Annotated in this window: 14 protein-coding genes; 4 read left to right on the plus strand and 10 right to left on the minus strand. The window is 63.6% G+C overall.

Annotated features, from left to right (window positions below; genetic code table 11):
- Nucleotides 1-2: 2 nt before the first annotated feature.
- From ACVK00_RS03710 to ACVK00_RS03720, 3 genes are read right to left on the minus strand one after another with little or no spacing between them, the layout of a single operon-like run.
- Entirely contained in the window at nt 3-2972 is a 2970-nt protein-coding gene (locus tag ACVK00_RS03710; protein WP_456826941.1) for a response regulator, read from the minus strand.
- Between the two features lie 12 nt (nt 2973-2984).
- Nucleotides 2985-7979, minus strand: coding sequence for an AAA family ATPase (locus tag ACVK00_RS03715; protein WP_284898250.1), 4995 nt, complete (start codon nt 7977-7979; stop codon nt 2985-2987).
- A gap of 27 nt (nt 7980-8006) precedes the next feature.
- Entirely contained in the window at nt 8007-8687 is a 681-nt protein-coding gene (locus tag ACVK00_RS03720; RefSeq protein WP_012363588.1) for a response regulator transcription factor, read from the minus strand.
- Nucleotides 8688-9038: 351 nt separating this feature from the next.
- Here ACVK00_RS03720 and ACVK00_RS03725 point away from each other — a divergent pair, with 351 nt between their 5' ends.
- Nucleotides 9039-10478 (plus strand): ATP-binding protein, encoded by a 1440-nt coding sequence (locus ACVK00_RS03725; protein WP_284898249.1) that lies wholly within the window; start codon nt 9039-9041, stop codon nt 10476-10478.
- A gap of 575 nt (nt 10479-11053) precedes the next feature.
- A complete protein-coding gene (locus ACVK00_RS03730) occupies nt 11054-11746 on the plus strand; it encodes a formylglycine-generating enzyme family protein (RefSeq protein ID WP_284898248.1) in 693 nt (230 codons plus the stop codon).
- A gap of 292 nt (nt 11747-12038) precedes the next feature.
- Here the strand turns inward: ACVK00_RS03730 and ACVK00_RS03735 are convergent, their stop codons facing one another.
- The 5 genes from ACVK00_RS03735 to ACVK00_RS03755 all read right to left on the minus strand — a co-directional run bounded on the left by ACVK00_RS03735 (nt 12039) and on the right by ACVK00_RS03755 (nt 15885).
- Nucleotides 12039-12641 carry a J domain-containing protein gene (locus ACVK00_RS03735; protein WP_284898246.1) on the minus strand — a complete coding sequence of 201 codons (603 nt, stop codon included), beginning with the start codon at nt 12639-12641 and terminating at the stop codon, nt 12039-12041.
- A gap of 245 nt (nt 12642-12886) precedes the next feature.
- Nucleotides 12887-13465: a DUF4337 domain-containing protein gene (locus ACVK00_RS03740; RefSeq protein WP_105831672.1), complete on the minus strand. Its 579-nt coding sequence runs from the start codon at nt 13463-13465 to the stop codon at nt 12887-12889.
- Between the two features lie 588 nt (nt 13466-14053).
- Nucleotides 14054-14917: a class I SAM-dependent methyltransferase gene (locus tag ACVK00_RS03745; RefSeq protein ID WP_284898242.1), complete on the minus strand. Its 864-nt coding sequence runs from the start codon at nt 14915-14917 to the stop codon at nt 14054-14056.
- A gap of 34 nt (nt 14918-14951) precedes the next feature.
- Nucleotides 14952-15599 (minus strand): TetR/AcrR family transcriptional regulator, encoded by a 648-nt coding sequence (locus ACVK00_RS03750; RefSeq protein WP_284898240.1) that lies wholly within the window; start codon nt 15597-15599, stop codon nt 14952-14954.
- A gap of 100 nt (nt 15600-15699) precedes the next feature.
- Nucleotides 15700-15885, minus strand: a complete 186-nt coding sequence (locus ACVK00_RS03755) for a hypothetical protein (protein ID WP_284898239.1) — start codon at nt 15883-15885, stop codon at nt 15700-15702.
- On the opposite strand from ACVK00_RS03755, the gene ACVK00_RS03760 reads away from it, so the two are divergent.
- Both ACVK00_RS03760 and ACVK00_RS03765 read left to right on the plus strand, forming a co-directional pair.
- A complete protein-coding gene (locus ACVK00_RS03760) occupies nt 15884-16777 on the plus strand; it encodes an NAD(P)/FAD-dependent oxidoreductase (RefSeq protein WP_284898237.1) in 894 nt (297 codons plus the stop codon). The two genes, ACVK00_RS03755 and ACVK00_RS03760, sit on opposite strands and share 2 nt — an antisense overlap.
- 118 nt (nt 16778-16895) lie before the next feature.
- Complete coding sequence (locus ACVK00_RS03765; protein WP_284898235.1) at nt 16896-17180, plus strand: hypothetical protein; 285 nt, start codon at nt 16896-16898, stop codon at nt 17178-17180.
- Between the two features lie 316 nt (nt 17181-17496).
- Here the strand turns inward: ACVK00_RS03765 and ACVK00_RS03770 are convergent, their stop codons facing one another.
- A complete protein-coding gene (locus ACVK00_RS03770; RefSeq protein ID WP_166721604.1) occupies nt 17497-18669 on the minus strand; it encodes an NAD(P)/FAD-dependent oxidoreductase in 1173 nt (390 codons plus the stop codon).
- Between the two features lie 194 nt (nt 18670-18863).
- A complete protein-coding gene (locus tag ACVK00_RS03775; RefSeq protein WP_284898229.1) occupies nt 18864-20015 on the minus strand; it encodes a branched-chain amino acid ABC transporter substrate-binding protein in 1152 nt (383 codons plus the stop codon).
- Nucleotides 20016-20395: the final 380 nt, after the last annotated feature.

Below are 20395 nucleotides of genomic sequence, written 5' to 3' on the forward strand. Positions count from 1 at the left end.
CGTCAACTCCCTTCGTTGTTCAGATGATGTTCGATCAACGAAAGCAGGGCCTGCGATTCGTAGGTCATGGCAAGGTGCCGCAAACGCGCGGCGAACGGTTCATACTTTTCATGCGAACTCGCAAGACGATCGGCGTGCCGGCTGATGTCGCGCATCGAGCCGAGCAGTGCATAGCGGTGCAGCGCTGCCATGTCCTCGCGCGGCGGGATGATCATCGGCCGGTTAGCTTCGCAGGATGGGTCGGCTCCCTGCTGTGTAACCAGGCCGAGCAACATTGCGATCGCGCCTAATAGGCGGTCGAGATTGAGCGGCTTTTGGAGAAATACGTTTGCGCCCGCGTCGATGTTCGCGCGTGCGTTCTGTTCGGAAGCGTCGGCGGATACGACGATCACGGGCGTCGCTGCCAGTGCTGGCGAACGGCGCAGATGGCCCAGCGTCTCTATGCCGCCCATCACGGGCATCACCGTGTCGAGAACGATCAGGTCGGGCGCGCACGCTGCAGCCTTATCGAGCGCATCGCGCCCATCGCTGCTTTCGATCACCCGAAAGCCCGCCTGTCCCAGCACTTCCGCCAGAAGCGTGCGGTTCGCGGGGACATCGTCGACCACCAGAATGACCCGGCGCGCGCCATCAAGGCTGCCCGCCTGAAGACGCGGTACGCATTCGCCCAGCCCCGCCGCCGACGCGGGCGCATCCAGTTCAAAACCAAACACGCTGCCCTCGCCGGCCGAACTTGTGACTTCGATCTCGCCGCCCATCATGCGGACGAGTTGCCGGCTGATCGCGAGACCCAGCCCGGCGCCGCCGCTGCGCCGCGTGTGATCGCCCGCCTGTTCGAACGGTTGAAAGATCGCTTCCAGCCGGTCGGCGCTCACGCCGATACCGGTATCGCGCACCTCGAAGCGCAGGCGCCCCTCCGTGCCTCGGCTGACCGACAGCGTGACCCCGCCGTGGTCGGTGAACTTGACGGCATTCGCCAGCAGATTGAGCAGCACCTGGCGTAGCCGGCGCTCATCGACACGGACCACGGCAGGCAGATCCGGCGCGGCCACATAGTTCAGCACGAGGCGCTTTTGCTGCGCGCGCACCGCGACGATTTCCGCGATCGTCTCGAGAAACCCGCGCAGCGACACTTCGCCGACCTGCAGTTCCAGCTTGCCGGCGCCCAGACGCGCGAAGTCGAGAATATCGTTGATCAGCGTCAGCAGATGCTGCCCGCTCTGCTCAATCACACCGACGCTCGCCAGCTGGCGCGTGTCGAGCCGCGCGTCACGCTGCAGTATCTGCGCATAGCCGAGAATGCCGTTGAGCGGCGTGCGCAGTTCATGGCTGATGTTGGCGAGGAACTGGTCCTTCGCGCGGCTGGCCGCTTCCGCCGCGTCCTTCGCGACGCGCACCGTGTCTTCCAGCGCCTTGCGCGCGGAGATGTCCTGAATGATCACGATGACGTGGGTCGTCTGACCTGACGCGTCGTGCTGAAGCGCAACCGACAGCGTTACCCACACGCGTTCCCCGTCGAACCTGACAAGCGGCACTTCCTCCGAATAATGTTTGAGCTTGCCTTCCGTCAGCAGGCGGAACCGGTCAATGCTCGCCACGCTGAAATCATCATCAATTAGCTCGTGCAGCCGTCGCTGTTGCAACGCGTCACGCGGCCAGCCGACGATCTCGCCCGACCGATGATTCACACGCAGAAAGCGCCCATCAAGATCGCAATGCGCGACGCCGACCGCGGCGTTTTCGAAGGTGCCGCGAAAGCGCTCTTCGCTCGCGCGCAGCGCCTGCTCGGTCATTTTCAGTTGCGTGATGTCGACCAGACTGCCGACGAAGCGCACCGGCTTGCCCGTCGCGTCGCGGCGCGCGGTGCCGCGCACCAGCACCCAGCGGTCGCTGCCGTCGCGATGCCGCAGCCGGTTCTCCAGTTCGAACAAGCCTGCGCCGCTTTCGAGGAACGACGCGACCGCGCAATCCGTACTGTCGCGATGATCGGGATGCAGCACGCTCATATACGCTTCGTAATCGAGGCGCGCTTGCGGCGTGTCGAAGCCGAGCCACTCGTAGATGTTCGAATAGCGAGCGAAGCCGCGCTTGTGATCGCCTTCGGGCATGTCGATTTCCCACACGCCGACATTCGAGCCGTACATCGCCATTTCGAGTCGCGCATTGGTCTCACGAAGAATTTCCGCTTCCTGCGCGCGGCGCTTTTGCGTCACGTCGCGAAACACAATCACGATGCCCTGCCGCACGCCGCGTTCGTCCGTCATCGGCGTGCCCGTGCATTCGACCGGCAGGTCGCTGCCGCCGCGCGCGCGCAGAATGGCGCGCGCGGGCAGCCCGCCGTCGCTCCCGGTTTGCAGCACGGCGGCCATCGGATCGTCGATCAGCGCGCACGTGTTCTCATCGTGCAGACGGAAAACCTCGCATAGCCGCCGTCCCGTCGCTTCGCTGCGCGACCAGCCCGTCAGCGCTTCGCCGGCGAGATTGACGAAGGTGACGAAGCCATCCACATCGGTCGACAGCACGCCGTCGCCGATACTCGACAGCGTGATCGCATAGCGCTGCTCGCTCTCGCGCAAACGCTGCTCGGCGCTGTGCTTGTAAAGCGCCATTTCGACGACGGTACGCAACTGCGTGTCGTCGAAGGGCTTGAGCACGTAGCCGTACGGTTCCGCTGCCGTCGCGCGGCGGATCGTCTCTTCGTCCGCATAGGCGGTGAGAAACACGACGGGAATGTCGCGCGCTTCGCGGATACGCCGCGCGGTGTCGATGCCGTCCAGTTCGCCTTCGAGCCGCACGTCCATCAGCACCAGATCCGGCTTGCTGTCTGCGGGCAGCGTGTCGACCAGCGCGAGCGCTTCTTCGCCGCTACCCGCGCTGCCGATCACGACATAGCCCGCGCGGGTCATCTGTTGCGCGATATCGCGTGCAACGATGCGGTCATCCTCGACGATCAAGATTTTCGCGCTGGTCATGGCGTGTGGCCGTCAACGTTCGGCTGCATTGAAATGAATGGTGAAAGTGGTGCCGTGCTGCTGCGCGATATCGACGCGGCCGCGCAATTGCAGCACGAGGTCGTGAACGAGGCGCAAGCCGAGCGTTTCATCGCGTTCGAACGAAAAGTCGGGCGCGAGGCCGACGCCGTCGTCGGCGACGATCAACGCGCATCGCTGGTCGTCGATCGCCTTGAGTTCGACCTTGAGCACGCCGCCGCGCTGATCCGGAAACGCATGCTTGAGCGCATTCGACACCAGTTCGTTGATGACGAGACCGCACGACACCGCGCGGTTCATGTCGAGCTGAATGTCGTCGACGTCGATCTGCAGGTCGACGCCCAGTCGCCCCATGTCGTAGACGCGTGCCAGATGACCGCATAACGTCTTCACGTGCGCCGTCATCGCGATGCGCGCGAAGTTGCCCGCGCGATACAGGTTCTCGTGCACCATCGCCATCGAGCGCACGCGATTGCGGCTGTCGGCGAACAGTTCGGCAACGGCCTTGTCCGTCACGCGCTCCGCTTGAAGATTCAGCAGGCTGCTGATCAATTGCAGATTGTTCTTCACGCGATGATGCACTTCATGCAGCAGCGCATCTTTCTCGGCGAGCAACGCATGTTTCTCTTCGAGCGACGCATTTTCGAGCGACACGGCCGCCTGTGACGCAAGCAGCCTGAGCACGGCGAGACGCGCGGGCGTGAACACGCCCGGCGCGAGTTCGTTCTCCAGATACAGCACGCCGATCAGCTTCGACTGCTTGACGAGCGGCAGCGACAGCACCGAACGCGAATGCTGCGCGGCGAAATGCTCGTCGGTCGACCAGGTCTGGTCGGAGAATGCATCGTCGATCAGCAAGGCGCGTTGCGTGCGAATGCTTTCGAGCAGCACGGCGCTCGACAGATCCTGCGCATTCACCGGTCTGCTGCCGAAGCGCACTTCCGGTCCTTCGCGCGCCGCCACCGCGGTTGCTTCGATCCACAACGCGTCGGCGCGCGGCAGCACGAGCAGCGCGCGCCGCGCGCCCGCATGTTCGAGCATGATGGTCATCAGCGTGCGCATCAGACGCTCGGGAACCAGTTCGCCGGAGATCGCCTGCGACGCCTTCACCACGGTATCGACGTCGAGTTGTTCGGCGACGACGCCGGGCGCCGGCGCCTGCTCGACGGGCTCGCGCAGCAGCTCAGCATAACGCCGATCGAGCGACTTCACGCGCGCGATCGCGCCCCAGCGCAACCACGCGCGGCGCGCGTTGCGGACATACGCGGCCGCCGTCGTCGTAAAGCCGCGCGCCAGATAGAACTTCGCGGCAATCTCGTGCACGAGCGCTTCGTCGTGCGGGAAATCATGCTTGCGCGCGAGACGGATCGCTTCTTCGTAGCTGTTCATCGCTTCGAACTCGCGGCCCGCGATGCGAGCGATTTCGCCGCTCATCAACGCCGCGCGGCTGCTGAAGTTGCTCGGGCAGTGCTCGGCCCACAGCGCCAGCTGCCGCTGATGCGCGGCGAGCTTGTCCAGATTCCCGGCCTTGGCGATTTCCGGCGCGCCGTCGTGCCAGCTTGCGCGCGTGAGCCCCGCAAAGAACTGATACTCGGCGATTTCGAAATGACCCGACGATGTCCACAGCAACGGCGACGCCTTGCTATCCGCATGCATCGCGCCTTCGATATCGCCGGCCAGATAGCGCGCCTGCAGCTTGCGGATCCAGTACCAGCACGCCGCGATCGCGAGACTCGGATCGCCGTCGAGGCGCTGCTCGAACGCCGCGTCATCGAAGCGATCGGGAAGCGTGTCATGCGCGTCGAGGTTGCCGCGCAACGATTGAATCAGCGCGAGTTGCGCGGTGATGATGTCGACGATGAGGCCGAACTTCGCGGCCTGAACGATCTGCAGGCGACGCTGCGCTTCCTGCTCGACTTCCGCGAGCGGCTCGCCCGCGGCGATCAGCGTCGTGACCGTGCAGCAACTGCTGAAGCCGATGTAGGTCAGGTCCCCGCCTTCGCTCGCGACTTCGAACGCGCGGCGCAGCAAGGGCAAACCGGTACGGATCGGCTGCGTCCACGGCGTCACGTGATACGCGAAGCACATGTAGACGCGCGCCTTGAAACGGTCCAGTCCGCGCTTGTCCACGAGCGCGAGGCCGAGCTGGCCGAAGCGGTAGCCCGCGTCGTAGTCGTCGAACAGCGGACCCGCGACCATGCCGAGATACGCATAGCCGAGCGACGACGCATCGCTGTTGCCGTGCAGCAGGCTCAGGTTCGCCATCCGGCACAGCACGAGACACACGAGGTTTTCATCGCTGAAGAACGCGGGCGGCAACACGGCCGTCAGCACGTTCATCGTCGCGGCCAGTCCGGCATCGTCGAGCAAGGGCAGATCGACCAGCGTTTCGATCGGCGCGCCGCCGATGCCCCGCAACAGCGTGTCGTATTCTTCGCGCGCCGCATCGCGGCCCGGATGCGGATTCCAGTCGATGCCGACATGCCGCAGATAGTCGAGGCAGGTCTGCACCGCGAGGTTCATCCGATCGAGCGCCGTGTAGAGCGTGACGCGCAGAAACGTGACGGCCGCGCGGTCGGCCAGCGTGCGCGCGCGCGTGTCGAGCATCGACAGCCGTCGTTCGCTGCTTTCCATGGCGCCCGTCAGAAACTCGCATTCGGCGAGCTGGCATTCCAGCTGGAATTTGCGGGCATAGTCCGCGTCCCAGCCTGCTTCGCCGAGCAGTTCGCTGCCCGTCGACAGGTACGCGAGCGCCGAGCTGTACGCCGCCGACGCGCGTGCGCGCTGCCCCGCCTCGAGATTGAAGTCCACCACCCGCGCGCGTTCGGCGGGATCGTCGAGTAGAGGAATGACGCGGTTGTACTGGTTGACGATCTCGAAGATGCTGCGCGCTTCGTCCGCAGCCGGCTGCGCCGCGAGAATCCGGCCGATCCGCAGATGCGCCTGCGCACGCAACTGCGGCGGGATCAGTTCATACGCCGCCTCGTGCACGCGGTCGTGCACGAACGCATAGCCTTCGCGGCTGCGGTACAGCAGGCCGGCCTCGACGCCATCGGCGAGGGTCGTGGCCACCTGCGCCTCGTCCAGGCCGCTGATGCGCGCGAGCAGCGGCGACGTCGCGCGGCCGCCCAGACACGCGAACTGTTCGAGCAACGCCTGCGTGCTGAGCGGCAACCGTTCGATCTTGCCGACCATCAAATCGACGATGGTGTCCGCGAAACGCGCTTCGCGCAGCCGTTCGTTGTCCCACGTCCAGATGCGGCATTCGAGATCGAACGCGAGGAAACGCTCGTCGGCGAGAAATTGCAGAAACTGCACGACGTAGAACGGATTGCCACCCGTCCGTTCGAACACGAGACGGCTCAGGCCCTCCAGTTCGGGGCGCGTGGTCTTGAGGGTGTCGCCGATCAGATGCGCGACGTCGTCGGGTTGCAGCGGCGTCAGCATGATTTCGTCGACGCGCGTGCCCGTCTGCCCGATCAGATCGACTGTGCGTCTGAGCGGATGCGCGACGCCCACTTCGTTGTCGCGATACGCGCCGACCACGAACACGTTGCGCGCGCCCGGCCCGCACAGCTGTTCGAGTACGCTGAACGTACCCGCGTCGCTCCATTGCAGGTCGTCGAGAAACAGCACGAGCGGCTGTCCGTCGCACGGGAACGCAGCGATGAAACGCGTGAACACGGCGAGAAAGCGCATGCGTGCTTCCTGCGGCGCGAGTTCGGGCACGGGCGGCTGCGGCCCGACGATCGCCTCCAGCTCGGGAATCAGATCGACGATCAGCTGGCCGTTCGCGCCGAGCGCATCGTGCAGGCGCTGGCACAGGTCCGCATGTGTGCGCATGCCGTCGTCGATCAACTCGCGGATCAGCGTCTGGAACGCCTGCGCGAGCGTGGCGTACGGAATGTCGCGCTTGTAGCGTTCGAACTTGCCCGACGCGAACCATCCGCGCGACGCAGCAGGCGTCATGCGCAACCCGCTCACGAGCGTCGATTTGCCGATGCCCGAATAGCCCGACACCAACGCCACGCCCGTCTCGCCGCTCTGCACGACGCGCTCCAGCGCGGCTTCGAGCTTGTGCTGCTGCTTCTGGCGTCCATAGAGACGAAACGGCCGTTGCAGCTGATCGGGCGCATCGGCGGCACCCGGCGCAAACGGCTCGACGTTGCCCGATGTGCGCCATGCGTCGAGACAGCGCCGCAGATCGTGTTCGAGCCCTGCTGCGGTCTGATAGCGCTGCGCGGCGTCCTTCGACAGCAGGCGTGCAACGATCGCGCTCAGTTGCGCGGGCACGCCGTCAATGCATTCGTCCACTGGAACGGGCACTTGCGCCGTATGGCAATGCAGCCATTCCGCCGCCGAAGCGGCCCGATACGGCAACTTCCCCGTCATCATTTCGTACAACACGACGCCGAGCGAGTACAGATCGGCACGCGAGTCAGACCAGCGGTTCATCAGCCCCGTGCGTTCGGGCGACAGATAGGGAAGCGCTTCGACGGCGATCGCGGGCGGGCCGTCGCGCGGACGCTCGCGCGGCGCACGGGAGACAAGGCCGAGACCCGTCAGCGCGATGGCCTGGGTCGCATCGTCGATGAGAATGTTGCCCGGCCGGATGTCGTTGTGCGTGAGGCCGCGGCTGTGCAGGGAGCGCAGCGCCGACGCGAGGTTGACGGCAAGGGTAAGGAACAGGCCTATCGGCAACGGCCCCGCTTGCGCCACGCGAAGCGATCTGCCGCCCGGATCCTCGAGCACGAGCGTCGCGTTGCGCTCGTCGCGCAGCAGCGCGTGAGGCCGCGTGACATGCGCGCCGTCGAGCATGCCGCGCAACTGATACGCGTGCTCCAGACGCTCGTGGCTTTCCGGCTGCGGCTGCGATGCCGACAACGTGACCGTCAGCCAGCTGTCCGACGCCCCCGGGCTCGTCAGGCGCGACAGCACGAACTGACCATCGTCGCTCAATGTCGTTACGTCGTAGCCCGTCAGCATCATGGTTCCTATCTCGCGAGACGCTCTGGGTCAGTCGGCGGCAGTGAGCATGTAGCCCGCGTTGCGGATGGTCCGCAGCAGCGAGCGGTCAAAGCCCGTGTCGATCTTCTGGCGCAGCTTGCTCACGTGCACGTCGATGACGTTCGTTTGCGGATCGAAATGGTATTCCCAGATGTTTTCGAGCAGCATCGTGCGGGTGACGACCTGCTCCGCGTGGCGCATCAGATATTCGAGCAGCTTGAATTCGCGCGGCTTGAGCAGGATCGCATTGCCCGCGCGCGCCACTTTCCGCGACAGCAGGTCGATGCAGAGATCGCCGACCTTGAGCTTCGTGTCGAAGCCGTTGTCCTGCGAACGCCGCGCGAGCGCTTCGAGCCGCGCAACGACCTCGCCGAACGAAAATGGCTTGACGACGTAATCGTCGCCGCCCGCCTTCAGCCCGCGAATCCGTTCGTCGACTTCGTCGAGTGCGCTGAGGATCAGCACGGGAACCTTGCTGCCCGCCGCGCGCAGCGCCGCGACGATCTTGAGTCCGTCGATACCGCCGGGCAGCATGCGGTCGAGCACGATCGCGTCGTAGGATTCCCCGATCGCGAGCGCCATGCCGTCGCGGCCGTTGTCGGCCCAATCGACGACGTGGCCGGTTTCAAGCAGGCCTTTCTTCAGAAAGCCCGCCACCTGCTGATTGTCTTCGACCAAGAGGATTTTCATTTCTGGATTCGCGGCCCGTCGGTCACGCGTCGTGTGCGACCTGACAGAAAGGCCGCCGACGTGTGCAGGTCGGGCGAAATAGTGCACCGTCGCGCTGACCTTTCATTATCGCCTCGTCGGGACAGATGAAGCGACCGCGCCGTATTAAATTTTTTTAATCAAGGCGCGCGTGGGCTACCTGCCGCCGTTTGCCAGCGGGGCTCGGCGGCATCCGACCGCGCACATTAACAAACGTTAACGGTATCGCAACGCTCCGAAAAGCCGCCGCTTCATAAGATGACGGTGCGAAACTCACGCGCACCGAGCCCCGCCGGCAGGTGCAACCCATTCACACTTTGTCAGACGATGCTTATGAACACGGTGATGGAACAGCCGGCCAGGCCGCAGTATCGAAGTACCCCCGAGCATTCCGTCATCGCGCTGGGGGAATTCGAACTGAACCTCGGCATGCGTGCGCTGTACAAGGCGGGACGCGAAGTGCCGCTCGGCTCGCGCGCGTTCGACATTCTATCGGTGATCGTGCTTGCATCCGGGCGCATCGTGTCCAAGGACGAACTGATGGACACCGTATGGCCCGGTGTGTTCGTCGAAGAAAACAACATCCATGTGCATCTGAGCGCGGTCCGTAAAGCGCTCGGCGACCATCGTCAACTGATCGACACCGTACCGGGGCGCGGCTACCGATTCAAGGTATTCCACGGCATGTCAGCGGAGCCCGGACGCGACGTACCGACTGAGCGGCATGCGCCGCTCTTCCGCAACGCGGATACAATGACCCCGCCGAGGCATCGATTGCCGGGCAGAAGAACGCTGCTCGGTCGCGCCACGGCTCTTGATGAAATTGAGGGTCGCTTTGCGCTCAGCCGCGTGGTCACGCTGACGGGGCCAGGTGGCGTCGGCAAGACTTGCCTCGCCATTGAACATGCGCACCGCACGACCGCCGCCGGCACGTCAGATGTCGTATTCATCGACCTCGAGGAAGCGGGATCGCTCGCGGCCGTCTCGCAGATCGGGCCCGCGCCCTCGCGGCCCGCCGGTACACTGCTCGTACTGGACAATGCAGAGCACATCGTTGACGAGGTGGCGGACCTCGTGGAACGGCTGATCGGCCAATGGCATAGCTTGCGCGTGCTGCTCACGAGCCGCGAGCGCCTTCGCATCGCGCCCGAGACTGTGTTCCGCGTCGAACCGCTAGCGCTACCGGCAGACGAGTCGTGCCGCGACAAGCTGATGCAGTCGCCTGCCGTCGAGCTGTTCCTGGAGCGCGCAAGCCGATGCGGCGTGCGAGTTGACGACGAGCATCAACTCAGGCTCGTCGCTGAAATCTGTCACCGGCTCGACGGGCTTCCTCTTGCGATCGAGCTCGCCGCCGGGCGTGCGTCCGTGTTGGGTATCGAAGGGGTGCACCAGCGTCTCGAAGAACGCTTTCTGCTTCTCGCAGGCGGTTATCGCACGGCGCAACCGCGACACCGAACATTGCGCGCCGCATTTGACTGGAGTTTCCAGCGGCTCACGCACAACGAACAGGCCGTCGTTCGTCGCATCGCACGGTTTGACCATGCGTTCACGCTGGATTCGGCGTACTCCGTCGTTTGCGACGACAGTGTCGACCGCACGACCGCGCTCGACTGCATTGCGCAACTGGTCGAAAAGTCGATCCTCGACGTGAGCTTCGTCGGTGTCACGGCAAGCTACCGTCTCTCGGAATCGGCTCGCACGTACGCACTTGCGCTTGGATCGGGTAATGAACCATGCAATGTCGCAAAGCAGCGCGCCCGCTACCTGCAGTGAGCGACGGATCCGAAGTGACAGTTCAGCGGCAATTTTGAATGGATGCGAGCATTGCCGATCCGGCGGGCCGGGCTGCACGCCAGCGGAGTGGTCCTAACGTTTTCTCCCGGGCACCGTATCCGGTTGCCTGCAACTAGCGACGACCAGCACCCGACTTTTCCCCTGCTCGTCTCACCCGCTGCTTCCCGTTACCGTGTGAGGTTAGCCGCCTTGGGGTATTAGGAAAAGTCTGCTACCTGCGAGACAGGCGTCATTCGATCATATGAGGTGAGCGGCCGCTTCATGGCCGAACCCGGTCGGTTGGCATCGGGGCGGCGGCCGACTGGCGGATGCCGACCCACTTCGGCCCGTCGCCCCAGCTCGACGACAATGACGGCGTTCAACATACAACAGTCGCTCGCGCGACGTCAGCTTCGCCGGGCTATCGAACGCGCGCGCATTTGATCCAACGCATCCTTCGTTTTGGCGCACCTCGCTCCCGACTCATGCTGCTTCCGTGAAGGCAAGGTAAGCTCTGTTAGATACTGCGTTGGAGGCCTTTGCCGCTGTAAGCAGTTTCTATTGTCACGAGGAAAATGGAACATCTGTCTGAAACACTCGATATACAAACGATACGCGTTCCCGCAGGAACGATTGCATTGAGGGACGACAGAATTGGCCGTAGATGGTCTGTCGAGCTGCCGCATTTTTTGATCGGCCGCTATCCCATCACGCAGGCGCAATATGCTGCGGCAACCGGACAATGGCCATCGTCGCATGTCGCCGCACAATGTCCAGTAGTCAACGTATCCTGGATTGATGCCACCCGGTTCTGCAACATGCTTTCAAAGGCAGCCGGCCTTCTCGACTGTTATGAATTTCATGGCGATGGAACGGAGGCTTCTCTTGTCCCGGAAAGTAACGGCTATCGCCTGCCCACCGAAGCTGAATGGGAGTACGCATGCCGCGCCGGAACAAATGGTCCGAGATACGGCAAACTCGGCGATATAGCCTGGTATAGAGAAAACTCGGGAGGCCACACGCATGAGGTGGGTCAAAAGCAAGCAAATGACTGGGGGCTTTTCGACACGCTAGGAAACGTTTGGGAGTGGTGCGCCGATCTATACGACCCGGAAGTCTATGGTTCGTATCGCGTGTTTCGTGGCGGCGGATGGGCGGATGCCGAACGAGGCTGCCTTGCGACGAATCGACGTCGTAGCCATCCGACGTTTGCAATCGATGATCTTGGCTTTCGGGTTGCCCGATCGCTTGATGCTCGTGATGGGTAATCACGAGCACATCCGGCTTGGTCGACCAGCAGTGCTGGACGAATCTGGAGCTTGCCCGACAGCGGGCTGTTGAAGCCCATCAAGTAGCGACGCGACCGAGGGAACAACCGTTATCCAAGGCGCAACGGACATCCGAACGTCCGCCTGAGCGCGCGGTTGAACGACCGAAAGTGGCCGAATACCGCCCAATTAGCCGTCAACTCATGAAGCAGTCGATCAAAAAAACCTCCCCCGAAGTTGGCACCGATCGCGGTCGAGTTCTGCGTTCGCAGAACTGGTCACACACCAAGGCTCACCGGCGCAGCCCGAACACGCCGTGCCAGAGAGCGCTGAAAAAGTCCGTATGCGCGTGTTCGCCACTCCTTCGCGCGTCGCTCGTTGACGCCTGCGCCGATGCCGCCTGTGTCGCCCTCTCGTCGCATTGCGGCATCTGCTCATCACGCTCACCGTCCGGCGATGCGCCCGGCTGGCGCGACGCATGCAACTCGACCACGCTGCCGGCAATGCGCTCGGCGAGTTGAACATCGCAATCACGGCCGAGCAGAACACCGAACACAACGTCGCGGTTGTGCCCTTGCTCGGCGAAGCGCATCGCCCATGCCACGAACCGCGCATATTCCGCTTCGCGCTCCGCGTTCAAGCGCTCCTCTTCTTCGCGAAGCCGTGCGTGACGGAGCATTTCCTCTGCGTAAGCGGTGTCATAGACGCGGCGCAGCTCCGGGTCCGAGAGAATCGCGTATGCCTCCTTGATCTCCTGAAATCGCGCATGCGCGTCCGCTTCGCACCCGACGTTGCGGTCGGGATGCGCTTTCATCGCCGCCTTTCGGTAGCCTCGCTTGATTTCCTCGTTGGTCGCGTTCTCGCACACACCGAGCAATTCATACATTGTCGTCATTGTGCGTCAGGATGAAAGTCGGATCGCGTTGATCGTAGCATGTCGCCGCAGCGCCAATCCGACGGGTTGAGAATTCACCGGGTTCTGAACACCCTGAGTGCAGGTCAGGAGCGCTTTGGCAGATGACGGATCTGAATCATTCTCATCGGAACGGCCGTTTGCCGACTGGAGCGGTCGCTCGAGTGTCCGAATGTGCATGCAGGCGAACGGCGCTTCATGGCCGACAAACGCCCCTCATCGGGCCGCTACACACCGAAGAACGCCAGCCCTGCCAAGACGACGCCGATCGCGGCAGCACCCATCGACAGGCGTTGCATCCATTTCCGCCGCGTGAGAATCGTGATCGCAGCAAGCGCGATCGAAATCTGGATGATGGTAGTGGCCTGCGCCCATCGATGGTGCCGGTGTAGCCGCTCCTCGCTCGCAGCATTGCTTTTCACGACTTCTTGCTCGAGCGCTTCGGCGCGATTGCGGATCGGCTCCTTCTCTTCGCGATACCGCGCCGCGTCTGCTTCGAAACGCTTTCTTTGCGGCGACGCTTCCTGGCTCAAGGCCGCACCGAGCTCGGCTAGATTCTGCTTTTCGCCCTTCGCTTGGTAATAGGCCCACAGGTTGGCTGCCTCGGTTTTCTGGATCGCGGCCTCGTTCTTGTGCAGCAACGCGAAATTCTCGTCCGCACCGCTCTGGTATGCGGAAATCGCACCGATGCAGGCCAGGACAGCAGTCATCACGGCGATGCGCGCCGCTCCGTGGTCTTCTCCATGCGCCGCATGGTGCTCTACTGCATGATCGTGCGGGCCGTGAACTTCGAAATCTTCTGGCATAACAAGAACGTTCGCATGAGTTGAAGGGCTTATACGCGGTTCCCACGCACGTGAGGAGCGGGCAGCAAAAGTGGTGGCCCTATCGCTGGGTCGCAGCTCAGTTGGGGCAGTCAGTTCGTGCGAAAGTGTGAACGAACGGACAATCGTCTGCGGAACCTCACGCTGTTTGAACGCCGACTCCCGCCAAAAGGGCGAGGGTTCGACATTGTGCATGAATTGCCGCCTCCCAAGTGTGAGTCGGCAGTAGTCCACCCTGAGACGACGTGGGGGTTCTGGCGGCTCGAACGGCAGGCACCCGGGGCGCAAGGGCCGTTCGCTATGGCCGATTTATACTCCGGTCAATCAAAGCCGGGGATAGCTATGTCAAGAGCTATCGTGATCAGCCTTGTCGCTTGCGCGCTGTCCAATGCCGCCTTTGCGGAAACCATCAAGCTCGCATGCCACTTCAATGAAGAAGTAAGTTTCCCGTCCGAGTGCAGGTCATGCCATCAAAGCCACGAGCTCGCTAATGGCGGCTTCCAAGCCAGAAGGGACTCCAATCCGACGCCCCGCTTCACCGAGCGGGGGCGTCTCCGCTGTTAATTCCTGTCAGCTTGCCGAATTGCGGGCCGTGACGATCCACGCCGCGCCGTCGATCATCACCGACCGCTCGCCGGGGAGGCCCCCGAAGGCGGCTCGAACCGCGGCCGAGGCGCGGGCCCGGATGTCGTCGGGCTGATCAGCGAGAACGCGCGACAGCGGGCCGACCTCGAGTGTCATCTCTACCGCGACGTCGATCGCTGCATCCCGCGTCTCCCCCTCGCCGAATGGGATGGAAGCATCGAATGGCGCGATAGCGATATCGGTGAAGCCGGCCGCCGTCAGGATGCGCGCCACGCGCCCCCGGTCGCCGAACGAGAATGGGCCGGGTGCCTCGGGATCGGGCGGCGCCGTCGGCGGGACGATGCCCTTGATCGCGCCCATCGGCAAGCGCACCCAATCGTTCTCGGCCATGCCGCGCCAGCAGACGAAAGCGACTCGCGCGCCCGGCTTGAGCGCACGGCGCATATGAGCGAACGCCGCTGTGGGATCGTCAAAGAACATCACGCCGAAGCGCGAGAACAGGAGGTCGAACGCGCCCTCGGGCAGCTCGGCGCTGCTGGCGTCGGCCACCCGGAACAGCGCCGGCGCATCCTGTGGCGCAAGCGCGCGCGCTCGGCGGATCAGCGGTTCGGATATGTCCACGCCGAGCACTTGGCCCCCCGCGCCGACGCGGGCGGCCAGATCCAGACTAGACGCGCCCGCGCCGCAGCCGACGTCCAGCACGCGTTCGCCCGTGGCGGGCGCGGCGGCTTCGATCGCGGCCTGGCCGAACACAGCCATCATGGCATCGAGCCGGGCCTGGTAAGCGACCCAGCGCTCCCCGCTTTGGCCATTCCAGTCGGCTACCTGATCAACATTTTTCTCTGCCATGCCATCTCCTTGTTCTAATCCGTTCGTAACTAGACTACCCGTCCGCGCGGTCGCTGCGACCGTGCGCGGCGATGAACATGGCGACGGCCGAGCGGCAATAGGATTCGATTTCGTTGTCGTCCCTTGCTCTCGCCTCATCGAAGCGCGCGATAAGCAGGAGATCGGATCCTTTGAAAAGCGCGGCAAACAAGCGGGCGGACCTCAGAGCATCGGGTACGTTCAGAATCGCTTTCGCGTGCAACTGACGCAACACGGCCTCGATTTGGGCGATGACATGGGCGGGCCCGGCTTCGTAATGGAGCTTGCTTAACGACTTTTGATTCGTCTTGTCGGCCAACACCATGGCTTCGACACTGCGGACGTCGGGGCTCAATAGCGTGCGAAGCAGGGATGATCCCACCGCCATGAGCTGATCGTCGGCCGAACCGTCGACGCCTTCAAAAAGGGCCTGTGGTGCAAACTGATGGCAGTGGGCCGCCATGGCCGCGCTGAACAGCGCCTCCTTGTTCTCGAAGTGCCGATAGATGCTCAGCTTGGATATCTTCGCCCGCTGGGCGACCTTGTCCATGGTCGTCGCTTGAAAACCCAATTCCACAAAGAGTTCGCAGGCGGCGTCGACTATCGTTTGGCGAAGCGCCTCGTTGGCGGGCCGGCCGCGCCGGCCCTGGCTGTTTTCGGTCACGACAATTCCAGTACTTGACAGTATTCAAATTCTTGCACTACGATACCACGCAGTATCTTAAATGTGCAAGCCAAGGGTTGGTTTCAACCGGTTGTCCAAATCAGGTTCCCCCGGGGCGCCCGGCGATATCGAATGCGGCATTGTCCGGCCGGTCAATACAGCCATGGGCAACTTTCTCGCCAATGCCGAAGCCCTGCTCGCTGACCGTCTCAAGCGCGTATCGCCGGACGATATTGCACACCACGCCCAGCCCCTCCTCCATCCACAACCCGGAGCCGATCACCATGAATGACGTCATCATCATCGGCGGCAGCTTTGCCGGCCTCGCCGCCGCCCTGCAGCTCGGCCGTGCCCGCCGCAAGGTCACCGTTCTTGATACTGGTCGGCCGCGCAACCGCTTTGCCGGCCACTCGCATGGCCTGCTCGGCCACGATCACAAGCCGCCGCTGGACATCCTAGTCGAGGCGCGCCAGCAGCTGGCGCGCTATCCAACGATCCGGCTGGTCGATGCCCGGGCCGAAAGCGTGTCTGGCGCCATCGACGATTTCTGCGTCGTCACTGACGATAACGAAAGCCTTAGGGCGCGCCGCCTGATCCTGAGCTATGGCGTCGCCGACCAGATGCCTGATGTTCCGGGCTTTGCCGAAAGCTGGGGCACGTCCATCGTGCCCTGCCCGTATTGCGACGGCTTTGAAGTCGCCGGCCAGCATTGGGGCCTCGTTTGGTCCGGCCCGCAGTCGCACCAGTCTGTCAGGCTGTTCCGCGATTGGACTGACAAGTTGACTGTCTTCGCCGATGGTCATGACATTGCGCCCGAGATCCAGGCCGATCTGGCGCGCCGCAACATACCTGTCGTCGATGGCCGGATCGTCGAGATCGCCCATCACAAGGGCCATATCACCACCGTCAATCTCGATACCCGCCGCAACGTCGCGGTCGACGTCCTGTTCGCCCATCCGCGCACCAAGCCGTCCGCAAATCTGCATGAATCGCTGGGCCTCGCCACGATGGATACGCCCGTCGGCATCGCCCTTAAGGTCGACGAGCGCCGCCAAACCAGCATGCCCGGCATTTACGCCGCCGGCGACCTTGCCACGCCCCTCTTGCCCTCGGTCACCCAGGCATCATCGCAGGGCGCGATGGCGGGCATCTTCGCCCAGCAGTCGATGCTGGTTTGAGAGCATAGATCCAGCGCAAATTTATCTTTTTCTTGGCCGACGGATAAAGGAGGGAAGCAAGCGTGCGACGAGTCGACGGAGCTATGTGGTGGCGTTGGGATGTGCCCTCGCGAGCAGCATGAGCGGCGCCAGTGAGTTTTCACGGAAGTGGATCACGATACTTGACGCGATAGCCGGCTTTCTCGTCGCCATCAATGGCGCGTTGCTTGCCTTCGTGTGGACGGGCGCAAAGTTGCCCGACAGCACGCTGCATTGGGTGAAGGCGTTCGTCTATGTCGCGTCAGGCCTCGCGCTGATATCGCTTTTGCTAGCAGTTTCGGTTGCATTCCCCCGGATCAAGCTTGAAACGAAGCCTTCAGTCGAGCCGGTCACATTGACTTCTTCGGGGCGATGTTCGCAATGATCGGCAACGCGACAAATTGAACACTGTGGCGAGCGTCCGCTAAGCAGATAGGACAGGACATCTAAATGCCCGCTCGGCAGCGCGCGCGAACGGCCGGAGATGGCCGAACCCGGTCTGTTGGCATGAAGCGCATGCGTGCAACTGAGCTTCTTCGAGTATTCGTAATAGCGACCGTCCGCTCCTGCCCGAATGCCGACCGCCTCCCGGCCCCCCACTCGTAATCCCCGAAGAACAAAAAAAGCCCGGCAAAGCCGGGCCAATCAGATTGAGACACAAGGAGAATCCCGCCCACCCCACACCGGGCGGTCACGCCGCGCTACACGACGTTCTTTTCGACGATCGGCCGGTTTTCGAGCACGCGCTCCCAGCCGAGCGACGACAGGTCGAGCGATTCATACCGCCCGCCCAGAATCAGTTCACTCACCCCACGCCCGGTCGCGGGCCCCTGTTGCAGCCCGTGCCCGCTATAGCCGTTCGCGAACACGACGTTATCGAGCTCGGGGTGATACCCGATGATCGCATTGTGATCGAACACGTTGTACTCGTAGTACCCGGACCAGCAGTTCTCCACGCGCAGCGCTTCGAACGCCGGCACGCGATTCGCGAGCGTCGGCCAGATCACCTCGTCGAACAGATCGTGATCGACCTCGTCGAGCGGCAGATCGTCCGGATCGCGATCCGGGCTCGGCGACGTCCCGCAGATATACGTGCGCCCTTCCGGCCGAAAATACACGCCCGTCGGATCGATCAGCAGCGGACAACCGGTGAGCTGCGCCGGCGACGACACGTTGAAGATGCTGCGACGCCGCGCATACACGGGAATGTCGATGCCCATCATCGACGACAGCGTGCGCGTCCACGCGCCGGCCGCGTTGACGAGCGTGTCGCATGCATAGCGCTCGCCGTCGCTCGTCATCACATGCGTCACCTTGCGACCGTCGCGAACGACGCCGGTCACGTCGGCCGGCACGTAGCGCGCACCCAGTGCCTGCGCCTTCTTGCGCAGCGCCTGCACGAGCCCGTAGCCGTCGAACCACCCTTCGCCGCTGACGCCATAAGCGCCCGACACGAGATCGTCGACGTTCAGCCACGGAAACTTCGCGCGCAGCGCATCGCGATCCATCAAGCGGATATCGGCGCCGAGCTTCGTCTGCAGCGCATGGTTCTCGCGCAGCGTCGCATCGCCTGCCGGCGTCGCGAGGAACAGGTAGCCGCCTTCATGCAGATCGATCGACGGCCGCGTGCCGTCGACCTCGAGCCGCTCGCCGATCGTGCGCAGGAAGTCGATCCCGAACAGCGACATCTCGATCGACAGCGGCGTCGAGAACTGCTGGCGAATCGATGCGGCCGACAGCGCCGACGACGACCTCGCATAGGTCGGATCGCGTTCGATGACGGTCACGGACACCGTCGGATCGGTAGCGCGCAGGAAATAGGCGATCGAGCTACCGATCACACCACCGCCGACGATGACGACTTGAGAACTCACGACTGACTCCAGTTGCACGTGAAAGGCGCGGCCAGCCGGCCGCGCCCGTAGGTTGTTCGTGCCGCGTCACGCGCGGCGCCGTGCGTGCGGACCGCCCGGCGAATCGCCCCGACATGCGCGGCGATCGCATTCGATCGCCCTGGGTATTTCAGCACGTCCGGCGTCACCGCGAAAGTCCGCGCGCGTTCAGGTATTCAGTCCGCTGTTTGCGTGGTGACGGGCTGCCACGCGGCGTTCTTCACTTCATACAGCGTCGAGCTCGGGTTCTTCAGATCGCCCGTGTTCGTGAACGCGATCGTGCCGGTGATGCCGTCGTAGCGCGTGCCCTTCAGCGCGCCGTTGAAATCGCCCGGCTTCGTCGAATTCGCCTTCTGCATCGCGTTGATCGCGATCCACGTCGCGTCGTACGCGAACGGCGCATACGCGAGCATGTCGACGCCGTACTTCTGCTTGAATTTCGTTTCGAACTGCTTGCCCTTCGCGAGACGCGACAGCGGCTGACCGTATTCCCACACGGACGCGCCTTCGGCCGCGTTGCCGGCGAGCTTGATGAAGTTCGCGTTCATCACGCCGCCGCCCGCCAGGAACTGCGCGCGGATACCGAGCTGGCGCATGCGCTTGACCAGCATCGCGGACTGCGCGTCGAGGCCGCCGAAGAACACCAGGTCGGCGTTCGTGCTCTTGATCTTCGTGAGCTGCGCGCTGAAGTCGACGGCCTTGTCGTTCGTGAATTCGCGCGCGACGATCGTGCCGCCGTTCGCCTTCGCGGCCTTCTCGAACTCGTCGGCTTCGCCCTGGCCGAACGCGGTGCGGTCGTCGATGATCGCGATGCGCTTCGCCTTGGTCACGCTCGCCGCATAGGCGCCGGCGTTGCCGGCGTTCTGCGCGTCGGTGGCGATCACGCGGTACACGGTGCCGAGCCCTGCGCGCGTGATGTCGGGATTGGTCGCCGATGGCGTGATCATCGGAATGCCTGCCTTCGCGTAGATCTTCGACGCGGGCAGCGTCGTGCCCGAATTGAAGTGGCCGATCACGACGGCCACTTGCGCATCGGTCAGTTGCTGCGCAGCCTGTACGCCGATGCGCGGATCGCTCTGGTCGTCCTGCGACGCGACGACGAACTTCACCGGCTTGCCGCCGATCGTCGTATGCGCGGCGTTCGCCTCGTCGACGGCCATGCGCACGCCGTTCTCGATGTCCTTGCCGTAGGCGGCGCCGCCGCCGGTCAGCGGCACGGCCACGCCGACCTTGATGACCGTCTCCTGCGCGTGGGCCACGCCCGTCTGGAACGCGAGGAGTGCGGCGGTCAGGGCAATGCCGGAAAGCGAACGAATGCGGAACGTCATCGGCCAATCCTTCTTGTATGGGTCGGGTGCGCCGCGCGACCATCGCGCGGCGGCGACCTCCCGCGTGCCGGTGAATTCTGCTGTCGCCGGGACTGCGCCAAAGGCGCGTCGCCTGCCGGTCGATCACCGCGGTTCCGTCTCCGAAGAACCTGTCAGCGCGAAAGAGGTGAACCGATTGTGGGTAGCCAATACGCGTGCAGCAAACGAAATATCGGAACTATGTTGTGAGGAATTGTCATCAAGTTCGATGTGCGCCGACGGCGCCGGCCCGCGCGACGGCGGGCCGGGAAGGCGAAACATCGGGCGGGACGCGCGCACGTGCCTTCAAATCAAGGCTGCGCGGGGTGATGCCGATCGAGCATCATCGCTGCGTCATGCAG

This window comes from Burkholderia sp. PvR073, from assembly GCF_054055695.1.